At 61.7% G+C, this 21,984-nt stretch carries 18 protein-coding genes; 8 read left to right on the top strand and 10 right to left on the bottom strand.

The window, feature by feature from the left end:
* The 6 genes from PO605_RS27895 to PO605_RS27870 form a co-directional block, all read left to right on the top strand.
* Positions 1-336, top strand: a 336-nt coding sequence (locus tag PO605_RS27895; RefSeq protein WP_442874766.1) for a phenylacetate--CoA ligase family protein, incomplete at its 5' end; no start/stop codon positions are given.
* A gap of 17 nt (positions 337-353) precedes the next feature.
* Positions 354-1,013, top strand: a complete 660-nt coding sequence (locus PO605_RS27890) for a TetR/AcrR family transcriptional regulator (protein WP_016449263.1) — start codon at positions 354-356, stop codon at positions 1,011-1,013.
* A gap of 36 nt (positions 1,014-1,049) precedes the next feature.
* Positions 1,050-2,201: an ABC transporter substrate-binding protein gene (locus PO605_RS27885; protein WP_047468329.1), complete on the top strand. Its 1,152-nt coding sequence runs from the start codon at positions 1,050-1,052 to the stop codon at positions 2,199-2,201.
* Between the two features lie 83 nt (positions 2,202-2,284).
* Positions 2,285-3,313, top strand: a complete 1,029-nt coding sequence (locus PO605_RS27880; RefSeq protein ID WP_012202505.1) for a branched-chain amino acid ABC transporter permease — start codon at positions 2,285-2,287, stop codon at positions 3,311-3,313.
* Positions 3,310-5,202, top strand: a complete 1,893-nt coding sequence (locus PO605_RS27875) for a branched-chain amino acid ABC transporter ATP-binding protein/permease (RefSeq protein ID WP_017406074.1) — start codon at positions 3,310-3,312, stop codon at positions 5,200-5,202. Before PO605_RS27880 ends, PO605_RS27875 begins: the two co-directional genes overlap by 4 nt.
* Positions 5,199-5,936, top strand: a complete 738-nt coding sequence (locus PO605_RS27870) for an ABC transporter ATP-binding protein (RefSeq protein WP_047468326.1) — start codon at positions 5,199-5,201, stop codon at positions 5,934-5,936. The genes PO605_RS27875 and PO605_RS27870 overlap by 4 nt, the downstream gene beginning before the upstream one ends.
* A gap of 18 nt (positions 5,937-5,954) precedes the next feature.
* Here the strand turns inward: PO605_RS27870 and PO605_RS27865 are convergent, their stop codons facing one another.
* The 9 genes from PO605_RS27865 to PO605_RS27825 form a co-directional block, all read right to left on the bottom strand.
* Entirely contained in the window at positions 5,955-7,352 is a 1,398-nt protein-coding gene (locus PO605_RS27865) for a TolC family protein (protein WP_272207203.1), read from the bottom strand.
* Positions 7,349-9,493 carry a peptidase domain-containing ABC transporter gene (locus tag PO605_RS27860; protein ID WP_272207202.1) on the bottom strand — a complete coding sequence of 715 codons (2,145 nt, stop codon included), beginning with the start codon at positions 9,491-9,493 and terminating at the stop codon, positions 7,349-7,351. Before PO605_RS27860 ends, PO605_RS27865 begins: the two co-directional genes overlap by 4 nt.
* 2 nt (positions 9,494-9,495) lie before the next feature.
* Complete coding sequence (locus PO605_RS27855) at positions 9,496-10,764, bottom strand: HlyD family secretion protein (protein WP_082001455.1); 1,269 nt, start codon at positions 10,762-10,764, stop codon at positions 9,496-9,498.
* Positions 10,765-11,076: 312 nt separating this feature from the next.
* On the bottom strand, positions 11,077-11,301 hold the full coding sequence (locus PO605_RS27850) for a hypothetical protein (RefSeq protein WP_082001454.1): 225 nt from the start codon (positions 11,299-11,301) through the stop codon (positions 11,077-11,079).
* A 39-nt stretch (positions 11,302-11,340) separates the two neighbouring features.
* The gene (locus PO605_RS27845) at positions 11,341-12,483 is read right to left on the bottom strand and encodes a JmjC domain-containing protein (RefSeq protein ID WP_082001453.1); all 1,143 of its coding nucleotides are present in this window, start codon (positions 12,481-12,483) and stop codon (positions 11,341-11,343) included.
* Positions 12,484-13,778: 1,295 nt separating this feature from the next.
* Positions 13,779-14,750 carry a Bug family tripartite tricarboxylate transporter substrate binding protein gene (locus PO605_RS27840; RefSeq protein ID WP_017406071.1) on the bottom strand — a complete coding sequence of 324 codons (972 nt, stop codon included), beginning with the start codon at positions 14,748-14,750 and terminating at the stop codon, positions 13,779-13,781.
* Positions 14,751-14,854: 104 nt separating this feature from the next.
* On the bottom strand, positions 14,855-15,121 hold the full coding sequence (locus PO605_RS27835) for a DUF2783 domain-containing protein (protein WP_013800326.1): 267 nt from the start codon (positions 15,119-15,121) through the stop codon (positions 14,855-14,857).
* A 31-nt stretch (positions 15,122-15,152) separates the two neighbouring features.
* A complete protein-coding gene (locus PO605_RS27830; RefSeq protein WP_272207201.1) occupies positions 15,153-16,844 on the bottom strand; it encodes an FAD-dependent oxidoreductase in 1,692 nt (563 codons plus the stop codon).
* Positions 16,845-16,978: 134 nt separating this feature from the next.
* Positions 16,979-17,944 (bottom strand): MBL fold metallo-hydrolase, encoded by a 966-nt coding sequence (locus PO605_RS27825; RefSeq protein ID WP_043790848.1) that lies wholly within the window; start codon positions 17,942-17,944, stop codon positions 16,979-16,981.
* Between the two features lie 149 nt (positions 17,945-18,093).
* Between PO605_RS27825 and PO605_RS27820 the strand changes: the two genes are divergently transcribed.
* On the top strand, positions 18,094-18,912 hold the full coding sequence (locus tag PO605_RS27820) for an IclR family transcriptional regulator (protein ID WP_438831794.1): 819 nt from the start codon (positions 18,094-18,096) through the stop codon (positions 18,910-18,912).
* 42 nt (positions 18,913-18,954) lie between these two features.
* On the opposite strand, the gene PO605_RS27815 is transcribed toward PO605_RS27820, so the two are convergent.
* Positions 18,955-20,787, bottom strand: coding sequence for a methyl-accepting chemotaxis protein (locus PO605_RS27815; protein ID WP_272207200.1), 1,833 nt, complete (start codon positions 20,785-20,787; stop codon positions 18,955-18,957).
* A 307-nt stretch (positions 20,788-21,094) separates the two neighbouring features.
* Between PO605_RS27815 and PO605_RS27810 the strand changes: the two genes are divergently transcribed.
* Positions 21,095-21,928 (top strand): GNAT family N-acetyltransferase, encoded by an 834-nt coding sequence (locus tag PO605_RS27810; RefSeq protein ID WP_047470902.1) that lies wholly within the window; start codon positions 21,095-21,097, stop codon positions 21,926-21,928.
* Positions 21,929-21,984 lie beyond the last annotated feature (56 nt).

The following is a 21,984-nucleotide window of genomic DNA, read 5'->3' as shown; positions in this document are numbered from 1 at the left end:
ATGGGCAAGATCGTGGGGCGCAGCGACGACATGATGATCATCCGCGGCGTCAACGTCTTTCCGACCCAGATCGAGGAGATCGTGCTGCAGAACGCCCAGCTGTCGGGCCAGTACCAGTTGGTGGTCACGCGCGAGGGCAACCTGGACCGGCTGGCCGTGCGCTGCGAGATGCAGCCGGGCACGCAGGGCGACACCGAGGCGCTGGCACTGTGGGTGCAGCAGCGCATCAAGACCCTGGTCGGCGTGAGCGCCGAGGTCGAGGTGCTACGGCCCGATTCCATAGAGCGCACCCTGGTGGGCAAGGCCCGCCGCGTGATCGACCACCGCAGCCGCTGAGCACGCACAGGAGTCCCATGGCCCGAGGCCGATCTTCCGGATACGACGACCAGCGCGAACTGATCCTGGGCCATGCCGCCGCGCTGTTCGCGCGCAGCGGCTACCCCGGCACTTCGATGAACGAGGTGGCCCAGGCCTGCGGCCTGTCCAAGCCCACCATCTACCACTACTTCCGCGACAAGTACGCGCTGCTGGTGGACATCACCGATGGCCACATGACGCGGCTGCAGGCCCTGGTGGACGAGGTGCAGGCCATGGGCCTGCCGCCCGAGCCGCGGCTGCGCATGCTGATCGAACGCTTCGTGCAGGAGTACGCCCATGCCCGCCATGCCCACCGCGTGCTGACCGAGGACGTGCGCTTCCTGCAGGACGAGGACCGCCAGCGCGTGGTGGGCAAGGAGCGCGCCGTGGTCGAGGCCTTTGCCCAGGCGGTGGCCCAGCTGCGGCCGGACGCCGACGGCGCGGGCCTGTCCAAGGCGCTGGCCATGCTGCTGTTCGGGATGATGAACTGGATGTTCACCTGGCTGCGGCCCGACGGAACGCTGGACCACGAGGCCATGGCCCCCGTGGTGGCCGACCTGTTCCTCGGAGGCTTGCCGGCCGTGCAGACCCCAGGCAAACCCGTGCATCAAACCGCTGGCAAAAAAATAGTTACCACGGTAAATTGTGGCGCCTGACGGCACCGCGCCCCATCCAACACAAAGGAGACAGACATGAAGCGCATGACAAAACTGGGCCTGCTGGCCGCAACCCTGGCCACGGTGTGGGGCTCGGCCCTGGCCGACATCAACGTGGGCGTGGTGGTCTCGGCCACCGGTCCGGCCGCGTCGCTGGGCATTCCCGAAAAGAACACGGTGGCGCTGATGCCGCGCACGGTGGCGGGCCAGAAGGTCAACTACATCATCCTGGACGACGCCTCCGACACCACGGCGGCCGTGGCCAACACGCGCAAGCTGATCAGCGAGAGCAAGGTCGACGTGATCCTGGGCTCCAGCATCACGCCCAACTCGCTGGCCATGGTGGACGTGGTCTCCGAGGCCAAGACGCCCATGATCACGCTGGCCGCCTCGGCCAAGATCGTCGAACCCGTGGATGCCAAGAAGTTCTGGGTCTTCAAGACGCCCCAGCACGACGCCATGATGGCCGCCGCCATCGGCGAGCACATGGCCAAGGCCGGCATCAAGACCGTGGGCTACATCGGCTTCAACGACGCCTATGGCGAAAGCTGGCTGCAGGAGTTCCGCAAGGTGGCCGAGGCCAAGGGCCTCAAGCTCACCGCCACCGAGGCCTATTCGCGCAGCGATACCTCGGTCACGGGCCAGACGCTCAAGCTCATGTCCGCCAAGCCCGATGCGGTGCTGATCGCAGGCTCGGGCACGCCGGCCGCGCTGCCGCAGAAATCGCTCAAGGAGCGCGGCTACCAGGGCAAGATCTACCAGACCCACGGCGTGGCCAATGCCGACTTCCTGCGCGTGGGCGGCAAGGATGTGGAAGGCACGCTGCTGCCCGCCGGCCCCGTGCTGGTGGCCCACCAGCTGCCCGACAGCAACCCGGTCAAGAAGTCCGCCGTCTCCTATGTGGAGGCCTACGAGGCCGCCAACGGCAAGGGCACGGCTTCGACCTTTGGCGCGCATTCCTGGGATGCGGGCCGCGTGCTCGAAGCGGCGATTCCCGCCGCGCTCAAGAAGGCCCAGCCCGGCACGGCCGAGTTCCGCGCCGCGCTGCGCGATGCGCTGGAGCAGACCAAGGACGTGGCCGGCGCCCACGGCATCTTCAACATGACGCCCACCGACCACCTGGGCCTGGACCAGCGCGCGGCCGTCATGGTCAAGATCGAGAACGGTACCTGGAAGTACCAGCCCTGAACCTGCAGGCCTGAGGCCGCAGCGGCTGCCGCGCCTGGCGGCGGCCGCTGTGGCGCTTGGCCGCGTCTGCTCGAAAGTCGATCATGGATCTGCAAATCGCCCTGCTGCTGGGGCAGGACGGCATCGTCAACGGCGCCGTCTACGGCCTGATGGCGCTGGCCCTGGTGCTGGTGTTCTCGGTCACCCGCATCATCTTCATCCCGCAGGGGGAGTTCGTCGCCTTCGGCGCGCTCACCCTGGCCATGATGCAGGCCGGACGCGTGCCCACCACGCTGTGGCTGCTGCTGGCCCTGGCCGCCGCCGTGCTGGTGGTGGACCTGCTGCGCTGGCGCGCGGGCAGCCAGGTGAGCTGGCCCGCCACCTTCCTGTGGTGCCTGGCGCTGCCGGCCATTGCCGTGGCCCTGGCCTGGGGGCTGCGCCCGTCCTCGCTGATGCTGCAGGCGCTGGCCACCCTGGTGCTGATCACGCCCATGGGGCCGCTGCTGTACCGCCTGGCCTACCGGCCGCTGGCCCATGCCTCGGTGCTGATGCTGCTCATCGTCTCGGTGGCCATGCACGGCGTGCTGGTCGGCCTGGGGCTGCTGTTCTTCGGTGCCGAAGGCTCGCGCACCCCCGCGTTTTCCGAGGCGCAGCTGCGCCTGGGCGACATCACGATCTCGGGCCAGTCCCTGGTGGTGGTGGGCGTGACCCTGGTGCTGGTGGCCCTGCTGTTCGTGTTCTTCGAGCGCTCCATGATCGGCAAGGCGCTGCGCGCCACGGCCATCAACCGCGTGGGTGCACGCCTCATGGGCATTCCCACGGCCATGGCCGGCGACGTGAGCTTTGCGCTGGCCGCGCTGATCGGCGCCATCTCGGGCCTGCTGATCGCGCCGCTGACCACGGTGTACTACGACACCGGCTTTCTGATCGGCCTCAAGGGCTTCGTGGCCGCCATCGTGGGCGGGCTGGCCAGCTACCCGCTGGCCCTGGCCGGCGCGCTGCTGGTCGGGCTGCTGGAGGCCTTCTCGTCGTTCTGGGCCAGTGCCTACAAGGAGGTGCTGGTGTTCACGCTGATCATCCCGGTGCTGTGGTGGCGATCGCGCAATAGCCACCATGTGGAGGAAGAAGAATGAGCGCCCCCGTTTCCTCGCAGGCCGCGGCGCCTGCCAAGGCCGCCTCGGGCGGCATCAGCACGCGCGTGCTCACGGTGGCCGCCATTGCGCTGCTGGCCGCGTCCTGGGGCTTTCTGCCCGATTTCACCGTCGTCATCCTCAGCTACATCGGCCTGTTCGCCATGGTGGCCGCAGGCCTGGTGATGCTGACCGGCGTGGGCGGCATGACCTCGTTCGGCCAGGCGGCCTTCGTGGGCATCGGCGCCTATGCCACGGCCTGGGTCTGCACGGCACCGGCCTCGGTGGCCGCGCTGGGCGGGCTGGTGGGCGCGGCGGGCCTGCCCTGGGTGGGCCTGGCGCTGGGCCTGCTCATCACCTTCGTCGTGGCCTGGCTGCTGGGCGCGGTCACGGTCAAGCTGCAGGGCCACTACCTGCCGCTGTGCACCATCGCCTGGGGGCTGAGCCTGTACTACCTGTTCGGCAACATGGAGTTCCTGGGCGGGCAGACCGGCATCACGGGCATTGCGCCGCTGGTGATCGGCGGCGTCTCGCTGGCCTCGCCGCGCGCCATGGGCGTGGTGATCTGGGCCGTGCTGCTGGTGGCGCTGTGGCTGCTGCACAACCTGCTGGACTCGCGCGAGGGTCGGGCCATCCGCGCGCTGCGCGGCGGCCGCGTCATGGCCGAGTCCATGGGCATCGACACGGCGCACTACCGCGTCAAGCTCTTCGTGTTGGCGGCCCTGCTGGCCACGCTGTCGGGCTGGCTCTACGCCCACATGCAGCGCTTCGTGAGCCCGGCGCCCTTCAACCTGAACGTGGGCATCGAGTACCTGTTCATGGCCGTGGTCGGCGGCGCCGGCCACCTGTGGGGCGCGGTGCTGGGCGCCACGCTGATCACGCTGATCAAGCAAAAGCTGCAGGACATATTGCCGGCCCTGCTGGGCACCAGCGGCAACTTCGAGGTCATCGTCTTCGGCCTGCTTATGGTGCTGGTGCTGCAGCGCTTTGCAGAAGGCCTGTGGCCCACGCTGCAGGCGCTCACGGCGCGCTGGGTGCGCCGGCCCGTGTCTGATCTCAAGCTGGCGGACGCTGCGCCGCTGGCGCAGCGCGCGCTGCCCGCGGCGGGCCAGGTGCTGCTGGCGGCCGAGCATGTGACCAAGCGCTTTGGCGGCCTGGTGGCCAACAACGATGTGGCCATGACGCTCAGGGCCGGCGAGGTGCATGCGCTGATCGGCCCCAACGGCGCGGGCAAGAGCACTTTCTTCAACATGATCTCGGGCGTGGACTCGCCCACCGAGGGCCAGGTGCGCTTCATGGACCAGGCCATGAACGATGCGCCCTCGCGCCGCTTTGCCGCCCTGGGCCTGGGCCGCACCTTCCAGCATGTGCGCCTGCTGGGCCAGCGCAGCGTGCTGGAGAACGTGGCCGTGGGCGCGCACCGGCGTGCGCACCGGGGCTGGCTGGCCTCCATGCTGCGCCTGGACCGGGCCGAGGAGGCCTCGGTGCTGGCCGAGGCGCGCCGCCAGATCGAGCGCTGCGGCCTGGGCGCCTTCGCCGATGTGCCGGCCGCCTCGCTGGCCCTGGGCCAGCAGCGCATCGTGGAGATCGCACGCGCCCTGGCCGGACAGCCTGCGGCCCTGCTGCTGGACGAGCCGGCAGCCGGCCTGCGCCACCTGGAAAAACAGGCCCTGGCCGACCTGCTGCGCCAGCTGCGCGCCGAGGGGCTGGGCATTCTCGTCGTGGAGCACGACATGGAGTTCGTCATGAATCTTGCGGACCGCATCACGGTGCTGGAGTTCGGCACCGTGATCGCCGAAGGCACGCCGGCCCAGATCCAGGTCAACCAGCGCGTGCTGGATGCCTACCTGGGCGGCGGCGACGACGACGAGGCAACCGGAGAGACGGCATGAGCGACACCCTTTTGCAGCTCAAGGGCCTGAGCGTGTCCTACGGTCCCGTGGAGGCGGTGCACCAGGTGGATCTGGATGTGCGCAGCGGCGAGATCGTCACCGTCATCGGCCCCAACGGCGCGGGCAAGACCACGCTGCTGTCGGCCGCCATGGGCCTGCTGCCCTCGCGCGGCGAGATCCATCTGGACGGCAAGCGCATCGCACGCCCCGGCGTCGAGGTCATGGTGGCCAACGGCGTGGCCCTGGTGCCCGAAAAGCGCGAGCTGTTCGGCGAGATGTCGGTGGAGGACAACCTGCTGCTGGGCGGCTTCTCGCGCTGGCGCCGGGGCCTGCGCGACCAGGCGCAGCGCATGGACGAGGTCTTCGCCATCTTCCCGCGCCTGAGGGAGCGGCGCCCGCAGATGGCCTCCACCCTGTCGGGCGGCGAGCGCCAGATGCTGGCCATCGGCCGCGCGCTGATGGCGCGCCCGCGCCTGCTGCTGCTGGACGAGCCCTCGCTGGGCCTGGCGCCGCTGATCGTGCGCGAGGTGCTGCAGGTCGTGGCCGGCCTGCGCGACCACGGCGTCTCGGTGCTGCTGGTCGAGCAGAACGCGCGCGCCGCCCTCAAGGTGGCCGACCGTGCCTACGTGCTGGAGATGGGCGCCGTGGCCCTCAGCGGCGCGGCCAGGGATCTGCTGCACGACCGGCGCATCATCGATACCTATCTGGGGATGGGGCGCAGTGCGGCGGCCTGAGTTAAAGGGGTCTCGCCTCTAGTCAAGGTCCCAGAACCCCAAACGCCCCAATTGAGCTGCCAGTGACAAGCGCAATGCCCGCCAGTTTGCCATCGCACTGATATGTTGTTCCTGCGCTTTGGCATAGGTCTCCATGGCGTTCAGAACTTCGGTCATGCTGCCTACACCAGACTGATAACGGCCTTGCACGATGTCCATAGCCTGCTTGGATTGATTGACAAGGTCTGAGGTGTGTACAAGGTTTTCTGCTTCCGTGCGGAGACCGTTGTGTTGAGTCCAGACATCCACTGACAATCGCAAGCGCGCAACCTCTGCCTCTTCAGCATAAGTGGCTGCCTGAGCCTTAGCCGCCCGGATCTGATAAGTCTGCTCGAATCCGGAAAACAATGGAATGCTCAGTTGCAGGCCTATGTTCATATCCTTGCGCCGACTGCCGCGACCATGCACGGAGTAATCAGTGACCCCAAAACTGCTGGTCAGAGCAATCTTTGGCCTAGCCATCGCGCTGGCTTCTTGTACTGCAGCTTGGGCGGCTTTTGTGCGAGCTTCGACCGCAACAAGGCGGGGATGCTGCTGGCCCGCAAGGCGGATGAGTTCGTCGACCTCAATAATTAAGTCCAATGAAGGCAAAGCTTCGACATGCTCATCTAGGCGTACGAGAGTATGCGCAGGCAGACCCATGCGAAGCGCCATAGTGCCCAAAGAACTGGACAGCGCGCCTCTTTCCTGGGATACATGCAAACTGGCCTGAGTGTAGGCCGTCTTGGCTCGCAAGCGATCGGACAGGGCTGCCGCACCGGCTTTGTACTTCTCTGCTGCGGCAATATAAGTGTCTTTGGCCAAATCCATTACCTGCTGAGCAGCAGCAAGCCGCTGGTTGCTTGCCTGCGCCGCAAAATACAGCTGAGCGGCACCTAGAAATGCGTTCTGGATGGCCGCGTTCTGATCGGCGTTAGCTGCTGACAGCAATTGATGAGCAGAAGCCAGTGCCGCGTCCCGGCGTCCAAAATCGAATAGAACCCAACTCAGGCTGAAGTTGCCCGTACTGTTGTTGCTGTGTATCGCTTCCGCATAGCCATCGTAGCTGCGGTTTGCTGAGCGGCTCAGCCGTGCATCCAGACGCGGTAAATATTCGGACTTGCGCAAACCTAGTTGGGCTGCTCGCATTCGGGCTGTTGACCAAGCTTGCCGAATGGCCGGGTCCTGGCACAGGATTCGTGTGATTGCTTCATGCACGGTCAGCTGTTCCGGCAATTTGCCGATAGGGCAGATGCCCACTCTTGCTGCTGAGGCCATTGGTGGAGACATTGCGAGGCCTTCCGTGGAGAACGCATCATATGAAGACATGGCGTACACAGAATTGAGCAGCACTACACCGGCAACGAAGACAAGAAGGCGCAGCTGGTGCACAGTCACTCCCCCTGCTGGTGCCTGTGCTGTATTGCTCGTACTCGCACATCGTTGATCACCCTGCCATGGCCCAATTCGATGACTCTGTCTGCGCAGGCAATTGTCTCTGGACGGTGGGCAATCACGATCCGAGTGATATCGAGTGCTTGGATCGCGGCGTTGACCTGCCGTTCGGCTGCCACGTCTAGATGGCTGGTTGCCTCATCGAGGAACAGAATTCGGGGCTTCTTGTACAGCGCGCGCGCCAGCAGTATTCGCTGTTTTTGTCCGCCGGAAAGCACTGTGCCCATGTCTCCAACCAAGGTGTTGTAGCCCATGGGCATGTGTTCGATGTCGCCATGGATTCCTGCGGTGCGCGCGCACTGTCGCATCCATTGCGAGTCTGGTTGAGGATCGAAGAAGCAGATATTCTCTGCAAGGCTTCCCGCAAAAAGCGCGTCGTCTTGCATCACGCAACCGGATAGGCTCCGAAGCACAGATAGGTTCTGTCCGTCGAGCTCATGGCCAGCAACGCGAATGCTCCCTCTTGCCGCTGGCAGCATACCCAACAGCACCTTGAACAACGTACTTTTGCCACAGCCTGATGGACCAATGATTGCCACGGCTTCGCCTGCAGCGATGCTGAAGTTAACGTCATCCAGGATCCAGGGTTCTTGGTCACCATAGCGATAACCCACAGCTCGAACTTCAATATCTGCCCGATTGTTGCGTTCCTTGGTGACGAGTGCGCAAGCCTCTTCTTCGGGCGGGTGAAGAACAATATCGGCCAGCCTCTCGCTATGTAGCTGCAACATGCGCAGCTCGAAGAGTTGATCAATCAGGCTGCCGACTCGACTGCCGAACTGAGACTTGTAGGAATAGAAGGCCATCAACATGCCTACGCTGAATTGTCCATCCATCACCATGGTTGCGCCTAGCCAAACGACCAGCAGGTTCTCGGCACCAAATAGCAATGCGTTGGCTTGCCCATAAAAAAGTTGTAGCTTCTGAGACTTCAGGCCCGCGTTGATCTGCTCTACGAAGAGGCTCAGCCATATCGACCTGCGTATATCAAGCTTCTGAAATAGCTTCAATGCCTGAATACCTCGCACTGATTCGAGGAAGTGGCTTTGCTGGCGGGCCCCATGAACGATCTGTTCCTCGGTGGCGTTTCGCAGCGGGTAGTACCACGCCCAGCGAATCAGTCCATAGAGCACTATGGTGCAGAAGACCACTGCCGCCAACTGGTGGCTGTATATAAGCATCAACACCAAGGTGGAAAGTGCCATCATCCCATCAAGAATGATCGAGAAAAAGCTTGCGGTCAGGGTTTGCTGTATCTGATCGACGGATCCAAATCGTGAGACTACATCACCAAGGTGGCGCTTCTCGAAGAATTGACTGGGCAGGCGCAGCATATGGCTGAGCACGTTGCTCCGCCATTGCAGGCTGAATAGCGTGCCCAGGTATATAAGTGCCCAGGCCCGGGCGGTGCTAATAAAAACCTGTATCAGCAAGACAATCGAAAAACCCAGAATCAGGGTGGCCAGCAGATGTCGATCGTCACCGACAATCGCATTGTCTATGGTCCATTGAAGCAGGAACGGACTGATGAGCGCGATCATCTGCAGTGCCACGCCCATCACTAACACTTGCAGCAGTGAGCGGCGTAATCCGCTGATTTCCCCAATCAAACTAAGTAGCTTGACCTTTGGCTTTTCTTTCTTTTGCTCGAAATCTTTATTCGGCCAAAGTTCCAGAGCAACTCCAGTGAATTTATGCGACAACTCTTCGAGGCTGACTTGGCGAGCTCCGATTGAAGGATCGTGTATTACCGCGCCTCGGGCGCTAACGGATTTCAAAACCACAAAATGATCGATGTTCCAATGCAGTACACAGGGCACGATCAGTTTTGAAAGCTCATTCAGCTCCAAGCGCACAGCCCGGGTGCCCAAGCGAAAGCGATGCGCAGCCTGAACCACGTGGGCAAGGCTCATTCCCTTGAGTGAAATGCTGAAACGCTGGCGCATTTCCCTTAAATTTACGCTGTGTCCATGATAGCTTGTGATCATTGCCAGACAAGTCAGACCGCACTCAGCGGCTTCTGTCTGCAAGATAATCGGCAAGTGCTTTCCGAAGCGCAGTGCTAGCCTATCTAAAGAAATCATGGTTATTTTGGAAATTTTCCTGAAATGCTGTAAATCGGCTCCAGAATCCACTCGTAGAGACGGCGAGACTCTTGAAGAATATCTGCTTCAAGCAGCATGCCGCTCTGAAGTTCCTGCGCCTTCCCATACGCAGTGACGGCTTGACTATCAAGTTCTACTCGTAGCCGATACAGTGGCTCCGCTACTTCTCCAGAACCTGGGAGCAGGTTGACAGTATTGGAAAAATCGAAAGGTGAAAGGCTCGTACGAGAGATAGAAGCCAACCTACCCCGGTGGATTCCGAATTTTTGATATGGATAGGCTTGGTAGCGAATATTAACGGGGTCGCCTAGTTTTATAAAACCAATGGCTTTACTTGGTGCATAGAGCTCTGCCACAAGGTATGAGTCCGTTGGAACAATAAGCATCAGGAGCAGGCGTGCATCAATGCTATGGCCAACTTCAGCGAATACCGCGGTTGCCGTGCCTGCCTCTGGTGCGGTAATGACGAAGGCTCGCCTCGCTTCGCTCTCCGTGAGTTCCTGTGTGAGCATCGAAAGTTGTCGGTTGATCTGTGCTAGTTGATTCTTCTGTCGACTGTCAAGCCCTGCGAGTTCATTGGTGCGCTCTACCGCCTGCTGCTCCAAGCTTGTCTGTTCACGACGTAAGCGCTGAAGCACCTGTATTTGACCTAGTTGCTCCGCCTGACGTTGCTGAAACTGATCCTTTGAGATATAGCCTTTGTCCAACAATCCTTGGTATCTCTGAATGGCGTTGTCTGCTAGGGCAAGTAGATTCCGCTGGCTTTTAACCTGCTCCGCTAGCACTGACAGTTCTACGCGAATGCTTGCAATTTTTCTATTCAATGTTTGCCGCTCCGCGAGATGCAGCTGCAGAAATTTCGTATGCTCGTCAATGAGCGATTCTCGCCTTTGTTCCAGGCTTCGGGTGATTTGAGAAAAAACTGCTACCGCATCTTCACCAAAACGCTCACTGGAGATTTTATAAAGAATATCGCCTTTCTCGACGTATTGCCCCTCCTTTGCATACTTTGCAATAACAACACCTGGCTGTTGAGAAAAAACTCTGATCTGCCCCGTAGCTGGAAGGAGTTGACCTTTAACTGTTGAGTGTCTGGAATAGGTTGAAAATAAAAGAATTATTGCTATCGATAGGAAGGCTGTAATGGAGAATGTCGTTAAAACTGCGAAGGAAAATGGACGAATCATCAAGACATGGCCGTCCAGTTTAAATCTCTTGGAATCAAGGGATTCTTTTCGGAATAATGGCATCTGAGATTATTTTGCCTTCATTATTTTAGATGTAATCAAATTTATGAATATTAATTTATTTCTTTACAAGAAATGTTATGATTATTGGTGTGAAAATAGTTATAAATATGGCTAGTATAAATATTTTGCGGTTATTGGTGATTTTTCTGCTAAGTAAATTCTTGTTTGTTGCTGCGTATATTATTGCTATTACGATGAAAACTATTAAGTTTATGATTGCGAGTAATTTCTGAGTTTCGGTCATGTTGTGTTGGATGATTTTTGCGGTAAATTAATGGCCAATCAGTGAGTTGATTGGCCATTTTTTATTTACTATGCATCACCGTCAAAATCAAAGGCTTTCCCATCGATGAGGCCGTCGCCGATCGCTACTCCTCCCCAATAACTTACCAATCCCGCTCCGAGGAGTCCGATTATTCCAACGGGAGTAGAGACTATTGCGATGCCTAAACCAACACCAGCAAGTCCCGTCCCTACTTCCCCCCAGTCTGTTCCGCCATTTACGACTTCCATCTCTGAAATTACTAGTTCGCGCATTTAACTCTCCGATATCGTTGCTGTGAATTTTGTTTCTGGCTAATCTAAATAAATTATGTCGTTTTCTATTAAATTTTTTATTAGGGATAGTGCTCTTTCTTGAAAATTTGGATCAATATTTCTGATGATTTTTTCTATGCTATCTCCAGGGTTGTTTAAAATTTGTAAAAATATTGATTTGGATATCTCGTCGGAGGAGATTGCTATTCCGTTTGCGTGTATCTTTTTGCTGTGTGGTGAATATAGCGAGGAGTTAAATTTAATTGATCTGGTTAAATATTGAGATGACAGTTTTTTCTTGAAAGTATCTTGGATATTGAATTCTGAGGGAATTCTCTCCTGGCTAATCTGATGGTTTTTGAATTCTTCTAAGTTGTCTTGCTTGATTAATATGTCTTTAATGAAGTGAATTGATTTCTCTATTACATTTGTGGAATAGTCTTCGTGTTTGATTGTCTTTCTTAATGCGGGGATTTCTGAAAATGTATTAATGCAGGACCATAGTATGTAGTCAACTATGTGAAGTGTGTGAACTCCAACTGCAATGTGAAAAGTCTCCCTATCTTTTATAGGAGCCGCTTCATGCCACCAGCCTCTTGGGATATAGAGTACATCGCCCTCGTTTAGCACACGGTCAAAAACAGGTGTTTCAGGGCATTCATGCTTGAAATTCTTGCTTCTCTGATGAGGGAGTGGCAGTGGAAATGTTGGCTCAAAGATTTTCCATCGTTTCTGTCCAATTAGTTGAACAGCAAATACATCATGAGTATCCCAATGTTTGGAGAATGTTCCTTCTCCGCCGAATGCAGCGTAACCGTTTGCGACAGTCCTCTCTCCAATGAATTTGCCGAATCTTCGTGTAATTTCGTTGATCAGAGAGGATTTGGTTTCTATTCGGTTAATTACCAGCGTCGCACCATTGCGCATATATTCATTGAATAAACTCTTTGTGATGCGGGTTTTTCTTATATTGAAATCTATAAAGTTTTCAGTATATTTTTCGATCGGAATTAGTCCATCTTTGAAAATGCTTAGCATCCCATCACTAGGATCTGATGAGAATAGCACCTCATTTATATGATTCCAATCAATTTTATGTGGATATAGTGCATTATGGCAAAAAAGGAAATTCTGCTCAAAATAATTTTTAATAAATTCTTCTCTGGTAATGCCTATGTTCATGGTTCGTAAATATGCTAAATCTTAGAGCAATTTCAGTAATTAAAATTAATTTGCTTTATGCGATATGTATTGACGGTAGTAATATTTTTTACTTAATAAATATAGGTCCTTCTGACGAGGGAAGATCGTGTAAAGGAATTTTGTTAAGACTTATTTTTCAAAATCCGTGACTTCTGAGAAGATTAAATTGAAATATTTTTTTGCCAAAAAATAAATAGGGAAGATTCTTAAAATGTACCTGTAAAGAGTAGGATTAATCTTATTTACGACGTGGTTGCTCAGATTAGTCCTAGAAGATGGTTGAACAAGAAATTCAAGGACTTCCGAATGGTGGAAGTGTGACTCAACGGAGAGTTTTGCTTGGATGTGAGTTCTTCGCTTTGAACTAGAGAACGTATAGAAATCCGCCTGCATGACAGGTCCATACAACATGCGTATCTGCGCTGAACTTCAATTGGCGACAGGCCTTCATGGGTCCTTTGGCCAATTACTAGCATACCGGCGGGCAAGATGTTGATGTGTTGCTGCTGCCCGTTAACGCTGGTGAGCGTTCAGGGCCTTGGACTCATCAACAAGGCCTGCGTGTAGCGGGTGTGGATGCCGACGCGTGTTATCCAAAGTGGTGGTGCGTCCCATTGAGGGCCACCTAATGGACAAGACCCGGCAATACTTGGGCAAGCCGCCTAGCAATACGGTCTACGCCTTCGCTAGCAGCGCAAATGTGTCGCGCTCTGGCCGGCCGCGCAAATCGGCAGGTATGCCCATCCCAGGCAATTCAATAGCATGCGCTTGGCCGTGTACCCGGCGCTCGAGCTTGGAAAGTGTGCATGGGTCGTGCGGTCCCAGATTGATTGAGTGCCCGAGCATGCTCGGCTCCACTGCCGCAGTACACGGACCGCACCTTCCGCCAGTTCCCTAAAAAAGAGAACTAGCTGTATTCCCAGCATGCGCGAGTGGAGTGCACCTCAAAGGGAAAAGCCAGGACATCGCACGAATTGGAAGCGAAGGTGAGAATCGCCACCACGTTGAAGGAAAGCCAGGCAATGGGCATGCGCTCACAATGCCGGGCACCCATATGATGGCCGTAGTTAGCTGAAATGCTGGATCGCTTGGCGATGGTATCCAGGCCGTGATGTATGACACAAGGCGCAAGGTTCTATTGCGCCAGCTGTTGCTCAAGGCTGACTACCGTCCTTGCCCCGCTGCTCCAGCGTCTGCGTGTTCAGACATCGATGATTGCCTGAATGAAGAAGTGAATTTACAGGGCGGACTCAAGAGCTAGAACATATGTCCGCTCAATCCAGCTTGATGTTGTTGGCCGCGATCACCCGACCCCACTTGCCGCGCTCGGCGCGCACGAACTGGCCCATCTGCTCGGCGCTGCCGGGCATGGGCTCCACGCCCATGGCGGCCAGGCGTGCCTTGGTGCGGGTGTCGGCCAGGGCCTGCTGCAGCGACTGGCTGAACTTCTTGACCACCTCGGCCGAGCTGCCCGTGGGCACGACGATGCCCTGCCAGGCATAGCCCTCGAAACCTTTCAGACCCTGCTCCTGCAGCGTGGCGACCTGGGGCAGCACGTCCACGCGCGCAGGGCTGGCCACGCCGATGGCCTTGAGCTTTTTCTCGCTCAGGAAGGGAATGATGGTGGCGCTGTCGGCCCACATGGCGGGAATCTGGCCGCCGACCACGTCCTGCACGGCAGGGGCCGCTCCGCGGTAGGGCACATGGGTCATGTTGGTGAGGCCCGCCTGCTCCCGGAACAGCTCGCCCACCAGATGGTGGGGGCTGCCCAGGCCGGCCGAGCCCCAGCTCACGCCGGTCTTTTGCTGTTTGGCCCAGGCCAGGAATTCGGCGAGGTTGGTGGCGGGCACCTCGTTGTTGACCACCAGCAGCATGGGAAAGCGCACTAGCATGCCCACGGGCTTGAAGTCGCGCTCGGCGTTGTAGTTGAGCTTGCTGAACAGGAAGGGGTTGGCCGCCAGCGTGGCGAAGTCGGCCGTGAACATGAGGTTGCCGTGGTCGCGCGAGCGGGCGCTGTACTCGGCCGCGATGTTGGTGCCTGCGCCGGGCTTGTTGTTGATGACGATGACCCGCTCCAGGTTGCGGCCCATGGCCTCGGCGATGACGCGGGCGACCACGTCCGAGCCGCCGCCGGCCGCATAGCCGACGACCCATTCCAGGGGCTTGTCCTGTGCCAGGGCGGCAGGCCCTGCGGCCAGGGCCAGGCCCGAGCAGGCCAGTGCGGCCAGAAACTGCTTGCGTTGCATCCTTGTCTCCATGTTGTATGCGGCGCCCTTGTGAGATGTCCAAGGTGTGAGGCGGGCGCCTTTGTGGGGATGGCAGGCCGCCGCACGGGCGGCGGCGCGCGGCTTCAGGCGGCCGCGTGCACCGGGGCGACCGGTGTCACGGCGCCGCGCTCGGCGGGGTCCGCGCCGGCAGGGGCAAGTCCTGCGCTGGCGCGGGCCAGTTCGAGCGCATGCAGCAAGGTGCCCTGGTGGCCGATGTGGTTGGCCAGCAGCAGCACGAGGCGGGCATTGAGGGCATGGCTTTGCGCGGTGTCGAGCCCCTGGTGGGTGGCGATCAGGGCTTCGTAGAAATCGTCGCAGGCCTGCAGGTTGGGGTGGGTGGACAGCAGCATGGCGGTCTCCTGTGGATGGGGCGTAAGAGGTTCAGGCCGTGGCGGCGGCGCCGCAGGCTCTTTGGAGAGCGGCGCGCACGCCGGCCTCGTCGGGGCGGCGCCAGCGCGCGCAGACATGCTGGTCGGGCCGCAGCAGGTAGCTGGTGCCGGGGCGCGCATCCAGGCGTCTGGCCGCCAGGCCGCGCGCATCGATGAGGTCGGCGTCTGGTGCATGGGCCTCTCCCTCGGCCGCGATGGACAGGTTGAGCACGCCGGGCAGCGCCTGCGCCCAGGCCGGCGTGGGGCCGAAGTGCAGCAGCGTGAAGTCCGGTCCCAGTGCGCGCAGCAGCCAGGCCGTGCCGTCTGCGCCGGGCCGGCGCATGGGCGCATCGGCCAGCACGGCGCCGGGCAGCTGCGTTCCGTCGAAGGTGTCGGTGTCGGGCGTGTTGAGCGCCGAGCCATGCAGCGTGGCCGGCACGGACAGCCGCCCGCTGTTGACGATGCGGCGCGCGAATTCATGGTCGCGCGCCAGGTCGAGCACGGCGTCGCGGAACAGGCGGCTGATCTCGCTCTTGGGCGTGATGAAGTCGGTGGCGCGCGTGGAGTTGCGGATGTTCTCGTCGGCCGCGTATTCGCGCTCGGCGCCATAGGTGGCGATCAGCGAGGCATCGGCCTGGCCGCGCAGCACGCGGTCCAGCTTCCAGGCCAGGTTCTCGGCATCCTGCACGCCGCTGTTGGCGCCGCGTGCGCCAAACGGCGAGACGCCGTGGGCGCTGTCGCCCGCGAAGACCACGCGGCCATGGACGAAGCGGTCCATGCGCAGGCAGGCGAAGGTGTAGACGCTGGCCCATTCCAGCTCGAACGGCGCGTCCTTGCCCAGCAGGGCGCGGATGCGGGGAATGATGTTCTCGGGCTTTTTCTCTTCCTCGGGATCGGCGTCCCAGCCCAGCTGGAAGTCGATGCGCCAGACATCGTCGGGCTGGCGGTGCAGCAGCACGCTCTGGCCCGGGTGGAAGGGCGGGTCGAACCAGAACCAGCGCTCGGTGGGGAATTCGGCGTGCATCTTCACGTCGGCGATCAGGAAGCGGTCGCGGAAGATGCGGCCATGGCTTTCCTGGCCCAGCAGGCCGCGCAGCGGCGAGCGCGAGCCGTCGCAGGCCAGGACCCATTGCGCATCGATGCGGTAGCTGCCGTCAGGTGTCTCCACGGTCAGCAGCGCACCCTCGGCCTGCGGTTCGAGCGCCGTGACCTTGCTGTGCCAGCGCAGGTCGATCAGCGGCAGCTGCAGTGCGCGCTCGACCAGGTAGGCCTCGGCGTAGTACTGCTGCAGGTTGATGAAGGCCGGGCGCTCGTGGCCGTCCTCGGGCAGCAGGTCGAAGCGGTACAGCGGCTGGTCCTTGAAGAAGACCTTGCCCAGGTTCCAGGACACGCCCTTGTCCACCATGGGCTGGCCCACGCCCAGGCGGTCCCAGATCTCCAGCGTGCGCTTGGAAAAGCAGATGGCGCGCGAGCCCGTGGACAGCCGGCAGTCGTTGTCCAGCAGCACCACGCGCTGGCCGCGCTGGGCCAGGTCGATGGCCAGCGACAGGCCTACGGGGCCGGCGCCGACGATGACCACGGGATGCCGGGCGGGCGTGTCCGCACCGGCGTCCTGGTCGGCATGGCGCTCGTAGGGGATGTGGATGGCCTGTATGTCTGCGCCGCTGCCGCGCAGCGCTTGCAGGGAGATGGCGGGGTGGGACATGGGGTTCGTCCTCTGTCGTGGGCGTATGAGAGAGAAAAGGCGCAGCCATCCCCGCCGGCATCAGGGAATGCCGGTGCGCGGGCGGGTGCGATGGGCAGGCGTGCCGGTGCTCAGGACCGGCACGCCGCCGTGGATCAGCCTTCGAGCGCTTCCCACATCTGGCGGTCGCGCTCGGCGGTCCAGATGCGCGGGTCGGCATGGCCCGAGGCCTCGTCGTAGGCGCGGGTCACATCGAAGGGCATGCAGTGGTTGAAGATCACCCACTGGCCGTACTTGGGCTGCAGCTTGGCGAAGGCGGCCTCGTAGACCTTGCGCAGGTCCTGCTGGGCGTCGGCGCCGGCCTTGACCTCGGTCCACAGGTCGCTGATGAAGTCGCGCGTGCCGGCCAGGCCGGCCTGCACCTCGGCCGGCGTCTGCAGCGCGGCGCCCCGGCCGGGCACCAGCTTTTCGGGCTGCAGGGCGGCAATGGCGTCCAGCGTGTGCGGCCAGTCCTGGAAGTAGGCATCGCCCGCATAGGGCGTGGCGCCGAACTCCACCAGGTCGCCGCTGAACAGCACCTTGTCCTGGGGCAGCCAGACCACGGTGTCGCCCTTGGTGTGGCCGCGGCCCAGCTGCAGGATCTGCACTTCCAGCTTGCCCAGCCACAGCGTCATCTTGCCGGTGAAGGTCAGGGTGGGCCAGGTCATGCCGTCGGGCACGCTTTCCACGTTCTGGAACAGGCGCGGAAAGCGGCCGATCTCGCTGGCCTTGTCCTGCTCGCCGCGCTCCACGATCAGGTCATAGGTGTCCTGGCTGGCAATGATGTGCTCGGCGCCTTCCGCGAAGAAGGCCGAGGCGCCCAGCACGCGCACCGCGTGGTAGTGCGACAGCGTGACGTACTTGATGGGCTTGTCGGTGATCTCGCGGATGCGGCGGATCACGTCCTGCGCCATGACGGGCGTGGCCTGGGTGTCGATCACCATCACGGCGTCGTCGCCAATGATGATGCCGGTGTTGGGGTCGCCCTCGGCCGTGTAGGCGTAGGCGTGCTCGGAGAGCTTGTCGAAGCTGACCTGCTTGATTTCGAGGTCGGCGGCGGAGGCAAAGGTCTTGGTGGTCATGGGCATCCTGCTTTTGAAATGGACAAACGCATTTGTTTTTATCGAATGCCTGAATGCTAGGGAAAAATTCAACATTGAACAATTCGTTTGGCATAGTGAAAAACCCTCGGAGCCGCAAACTCCGGGTTCCAGCCTTCACAATGCCTGCCATGTCCGATGCCGCCTCTTCCCCGACCAGCCCCGTCTTCCTTCCTGACAGCAGCGATGACGAGCCCGCGCGCGGCCCGCGCGGCATCCAGAGCGTGGAAGTCGGCGGCCAGTTGCTCAAGGCACTGGCACGCACGGGCCGGCGCATGGCGCTCAAGGATCTGGCGCGCGAGGCCGAGATGACGGCGGCCAAGGCCCACCCCTACCTGGTGAGCTTTTGCAAACTGGGCCTGATGGAGCAGGACCGTGCCAGCGGCCACTACGGCCTGGGGCCGCTGGCCATACAGATGGGGCTGATCAGCCTGCAGCAGGCCGATCCCGTGCGCCTGGCGATTGCCGAGCTGCCCGCGCTGGCGCAGGAGGTGGGCAGCACGGTGTCGATTGCCATGTGGAGCGGCCAGGGGCCGACCATCATCCGCGTGGAAGAGGGGCCCACCCATGTCTATGTGGCCATGCGCCACGGCACGCCCGCATCGCTGCGCCACACGGCCACGGGCAAGATCTTTGCGGCCTTTGGCGAGCCCGGGCGCATTGCGCCCCTGCTGGACGCGGAAGGCCACAGCCTGGAGGAGCCCGCCTTTGCAAAGGAGTTGGCCGCCATCCGCGCCAGCCGCCTGAGCCGGGTCGAGAACCAGCTGCTGTCAGGCGTGAGCGCGCTGGCCGTGCCGGTGTTCGACGGCTTTGGCCAGCTGGTGCTGGCCATTGCCGCCATCGGCCCCTCGGCCACGCTGGATCTGGACCCCCAGGGCCGGCCGGCCCGGCTGCTGCAGGCCCAGGCGCGCAGCCTGTCCCAGCGCCTGGGAGCGCCGGCCCAGGCCTGAGCGCGCAGCCCCCGGTGGGGTTCAGTGGCGCTTGGTCAAGGCTCAGTGCGTGAGCAGCAACTGGTCCCGGGCAGGCGCACGCCCTTCCAGCGTGAAGCCGGCCACCGTGCGCGACAGGTGGTGAGCCTGCTCGTTGAGCACGGACGATGCGGCGGTGGACTCCTCCACCAGCGCGGCGTTCTGCTGCGTGGCGCGGTCCATGTCGGCCACGGCCTGGTTGATCTGGCCGATGCCCACGCTCTGCTCGGTCATGGCGCCGTTGATCTCGACAATGATCTGGGAGACGCGCTGGATGCCGTCCACGATCTCGCCCATGGTCTGGCCGGCCGCGCGCACGCGCTCCGTGCCCATGGCCACGCTGGCGCCGGAGGCGTCGATCAGGGTCTTGATCTCCTTGGCGGCCGCCGCGCTGCGGTGGGCCAGGCTGCGCACTTCTGCCGCCACCACGGCAAAGCCCCGGCCCTGCTCACCGGCGCGGGCGGCCTCGACGGCGGCATTGAGCGCCAGGATGTTGGTCTGGAAGGCGATGGCGTCGATGACGCCGATGATCTCGCCGATTTTGGACGAGGCCTTGGAGATGTCGTCCATGGTGCTCACGGCGCTGCCCACCACGTCGCCACCCTTGGTGGCCGAGCTGCTGGCCGACTGGGCCAGGCGCGTGGCCATGGCGGCCGCCTCGGCCGACTGGCGCACATTGGCCGTCAGCTGCGACAGCGAGGCCGAGGTCTCCTGCAGGCTGCTGGCCGAGGATTCGGTGCGGTTGGACAGGTCCAGGTTGCCCAGCTTGATCTCGTCGGTGGCGGTCTTCATGGACTCCACGCCGTTGCGCACATCCTTGAGCACGGTGCCGATCTGCTCGACGAAGCCGTTGAAGGACGAGGCGATCTGCGCCACTTCGTCATTGCCCGACACCGGCAGGCGCTGCGTCAGGTCGCCGCCGCCCGAGCCGATCTTGTCCATGGCGTCGCGCACCTGGGACAGGCGCCGGAAGGACTGGGCCGTCAGCGCCGCCGCCACGGCCGTGGCCAGGCAGGCCAGCAGCACGATGGCGATGGCCAGCGTCTTGAGCACGCTTTGCAGGCCGGTCGTGGCCTCGGCCTTGTCCAGCGCCACCACCAGCAGCCAGTCCGTGCCCTGCACCGGGCGGGCCTTGAGCAGCTTGGCGCTGCCGCCCAGGTTCACTTCCAGCGGCGCCGTGGCGCTGGCCAGCGCGGTCAGCGCAGCCGGCGTCAGCAGCTCGGACAGGTCGGAGGTGGGCTTGAGCAGCAGCTTGGCATCGGCATGCGCCAGCACCTGGCCGTCACGGCTGACCACGAAGCCCAGGCTGCCGGGCGTGGGGCGGATGGCGGAGACCACCTCGCGCACGCCCTCCAGCGGCACGGCGCCGCTGATCACGCCCTGCAGCGCGCCGCCGCGCAGCATGGGCGCCACGAAGGCCACATAGGGCACGCCCGTGGTGGAGTCGCCATAGGGCTTGGTCAGGGCCAGCTTGCCGGCCTGCACGGCGCTCTTGTACCAGGGGCGGGCCGTGGGGTCGTAGTCGGGCGGAGTGCTGGTGGTGGACTTGTAGGTCTTGTCTTCCCAGCCCACCGTGGTGATGGGAAAGCCGCTGGCCTGGCCCATGTGGGCGGCAAAGCCCTGCGGGTCGCCGTGCTCGATCACGGCGGCGGCGGCGCTGACGGCGCGTGCCTTGGAGGCCACCCACTGGTCGATGGCCATGGTGTTGCCGGCGGTGATGGCGTCCAGGTCCTGTTCAATGGTGTGGAAAGTGCTGCCGCGAACGATGTGGTACGTGGCAGCCCCCGTGATGGCAAGGGCGCCGACCACGGTGGCTGTGCTGATGGCAAGGATCTTGGAGCGAAGGGTCTGGAGCATGGCGCGGCAAGGGAAGACTGAGGACTCCGCAAGCCGCAATGGCCGGGCATGCGGCCCTGTCATTAACGCACAATTTGTTTCATTTTTGACGACATGCCAACCCTGTGGTGGCGTGCACCAACTTGCGCGCAGCACCTGTCATAGAGGCATTTGCTGCAGTGCACCATTGCAGTGCGGTGTGACATGTTGCTGTAACGCAACCGTCGCGGGACTTTCATGGCCGCTTTCCACAATGGCGGCACGCAGGCAAACCGAGTGGCACAGGCAGGTCACCGACTGCGTCCAACATGACGAGGAAGGCGGGCATATGGACGTTCTGGACACCCTTCGCAACGCGGCGATCGAGATCGCCAAGCCCCCGCTTTCCGCGCTTCTCCAGCCACCCCAGGCCGCGGACAAACCGCTGCGGCTGGATGTGCGCTGGGCCCGCCATCTCGACGAGGTGCGCCAGGTGCAGCGCCTGCGCCACGCGGTGTTCGCCGCCGAGATGGGCGCCGTGCTGCAGACGCCGCTGGCCGGACACGACATCGACGCCTTCGACGACTTCTGCGAGCACCTCATGGTCTGCGATGCCGACAAGGGCGTGGTCATCGGCACCTACCGCCTGCTCACTCCCACCCAGGCGCTGCGCGCCGGGGGCCTGTACTCCGACCAGGAATTCGACCTCGCCCCGCTGCACGCCTGGCGCCCGCGCATGGTGGAACTGGGCCGCAGCTGCGTGCATGCATCGCACCGCCAGGGCGGCGTGATCCTGGCGCTGTGGGGCGCGCTGGCCGAATTCATGCAGCGCAACCGGCTCGACGCCATGGTCGGCTGCGCCAGCATCCCCATGCAGTACCCGGGGCTGGCCCATGGCGAGGGCCCGGCGCGCGTCTGGCAGCAACTGCGCCAGACCCATCTGGCCGAGCCCGAGCTGCAGGTGCGTCCCCGCGTAGCCCTGCCCGAGGAGCTGGCATCCGTCAGCACCAGCGGCATGAGCGTGGAGCCGCCTGCGCTGATCCAGGGCTATCTGCGCACGGGGGCCAAGGTGCTGGGCGCGCCGGCCTGGGACAGCGACTTCAACACGGCCGACCTGCCCATCATGATGCGCATGCAGGACCTGCCTTCGCGCTACCTGCGCCTGTTCACGCGGCGCGGCTGAGGCCGTCGCAGCGTTTTGGGGAAATTGGGAATTTTCGGAAAGAGAGGGCGGAGCCG

It is taken from the genome of Delftia sp. DT-2 (genome assembly GCF_028401915.1).
GTDB lineage: Bacteria > Pseudomonadota > Gammaproteobacteria > Burkholderiales > Burkholderiaceae_C > Comamonas > Comamonas tsuruhatensis.
This window is presented reverse-complemented; position numbering and strand designations above follow the sequence as displayed.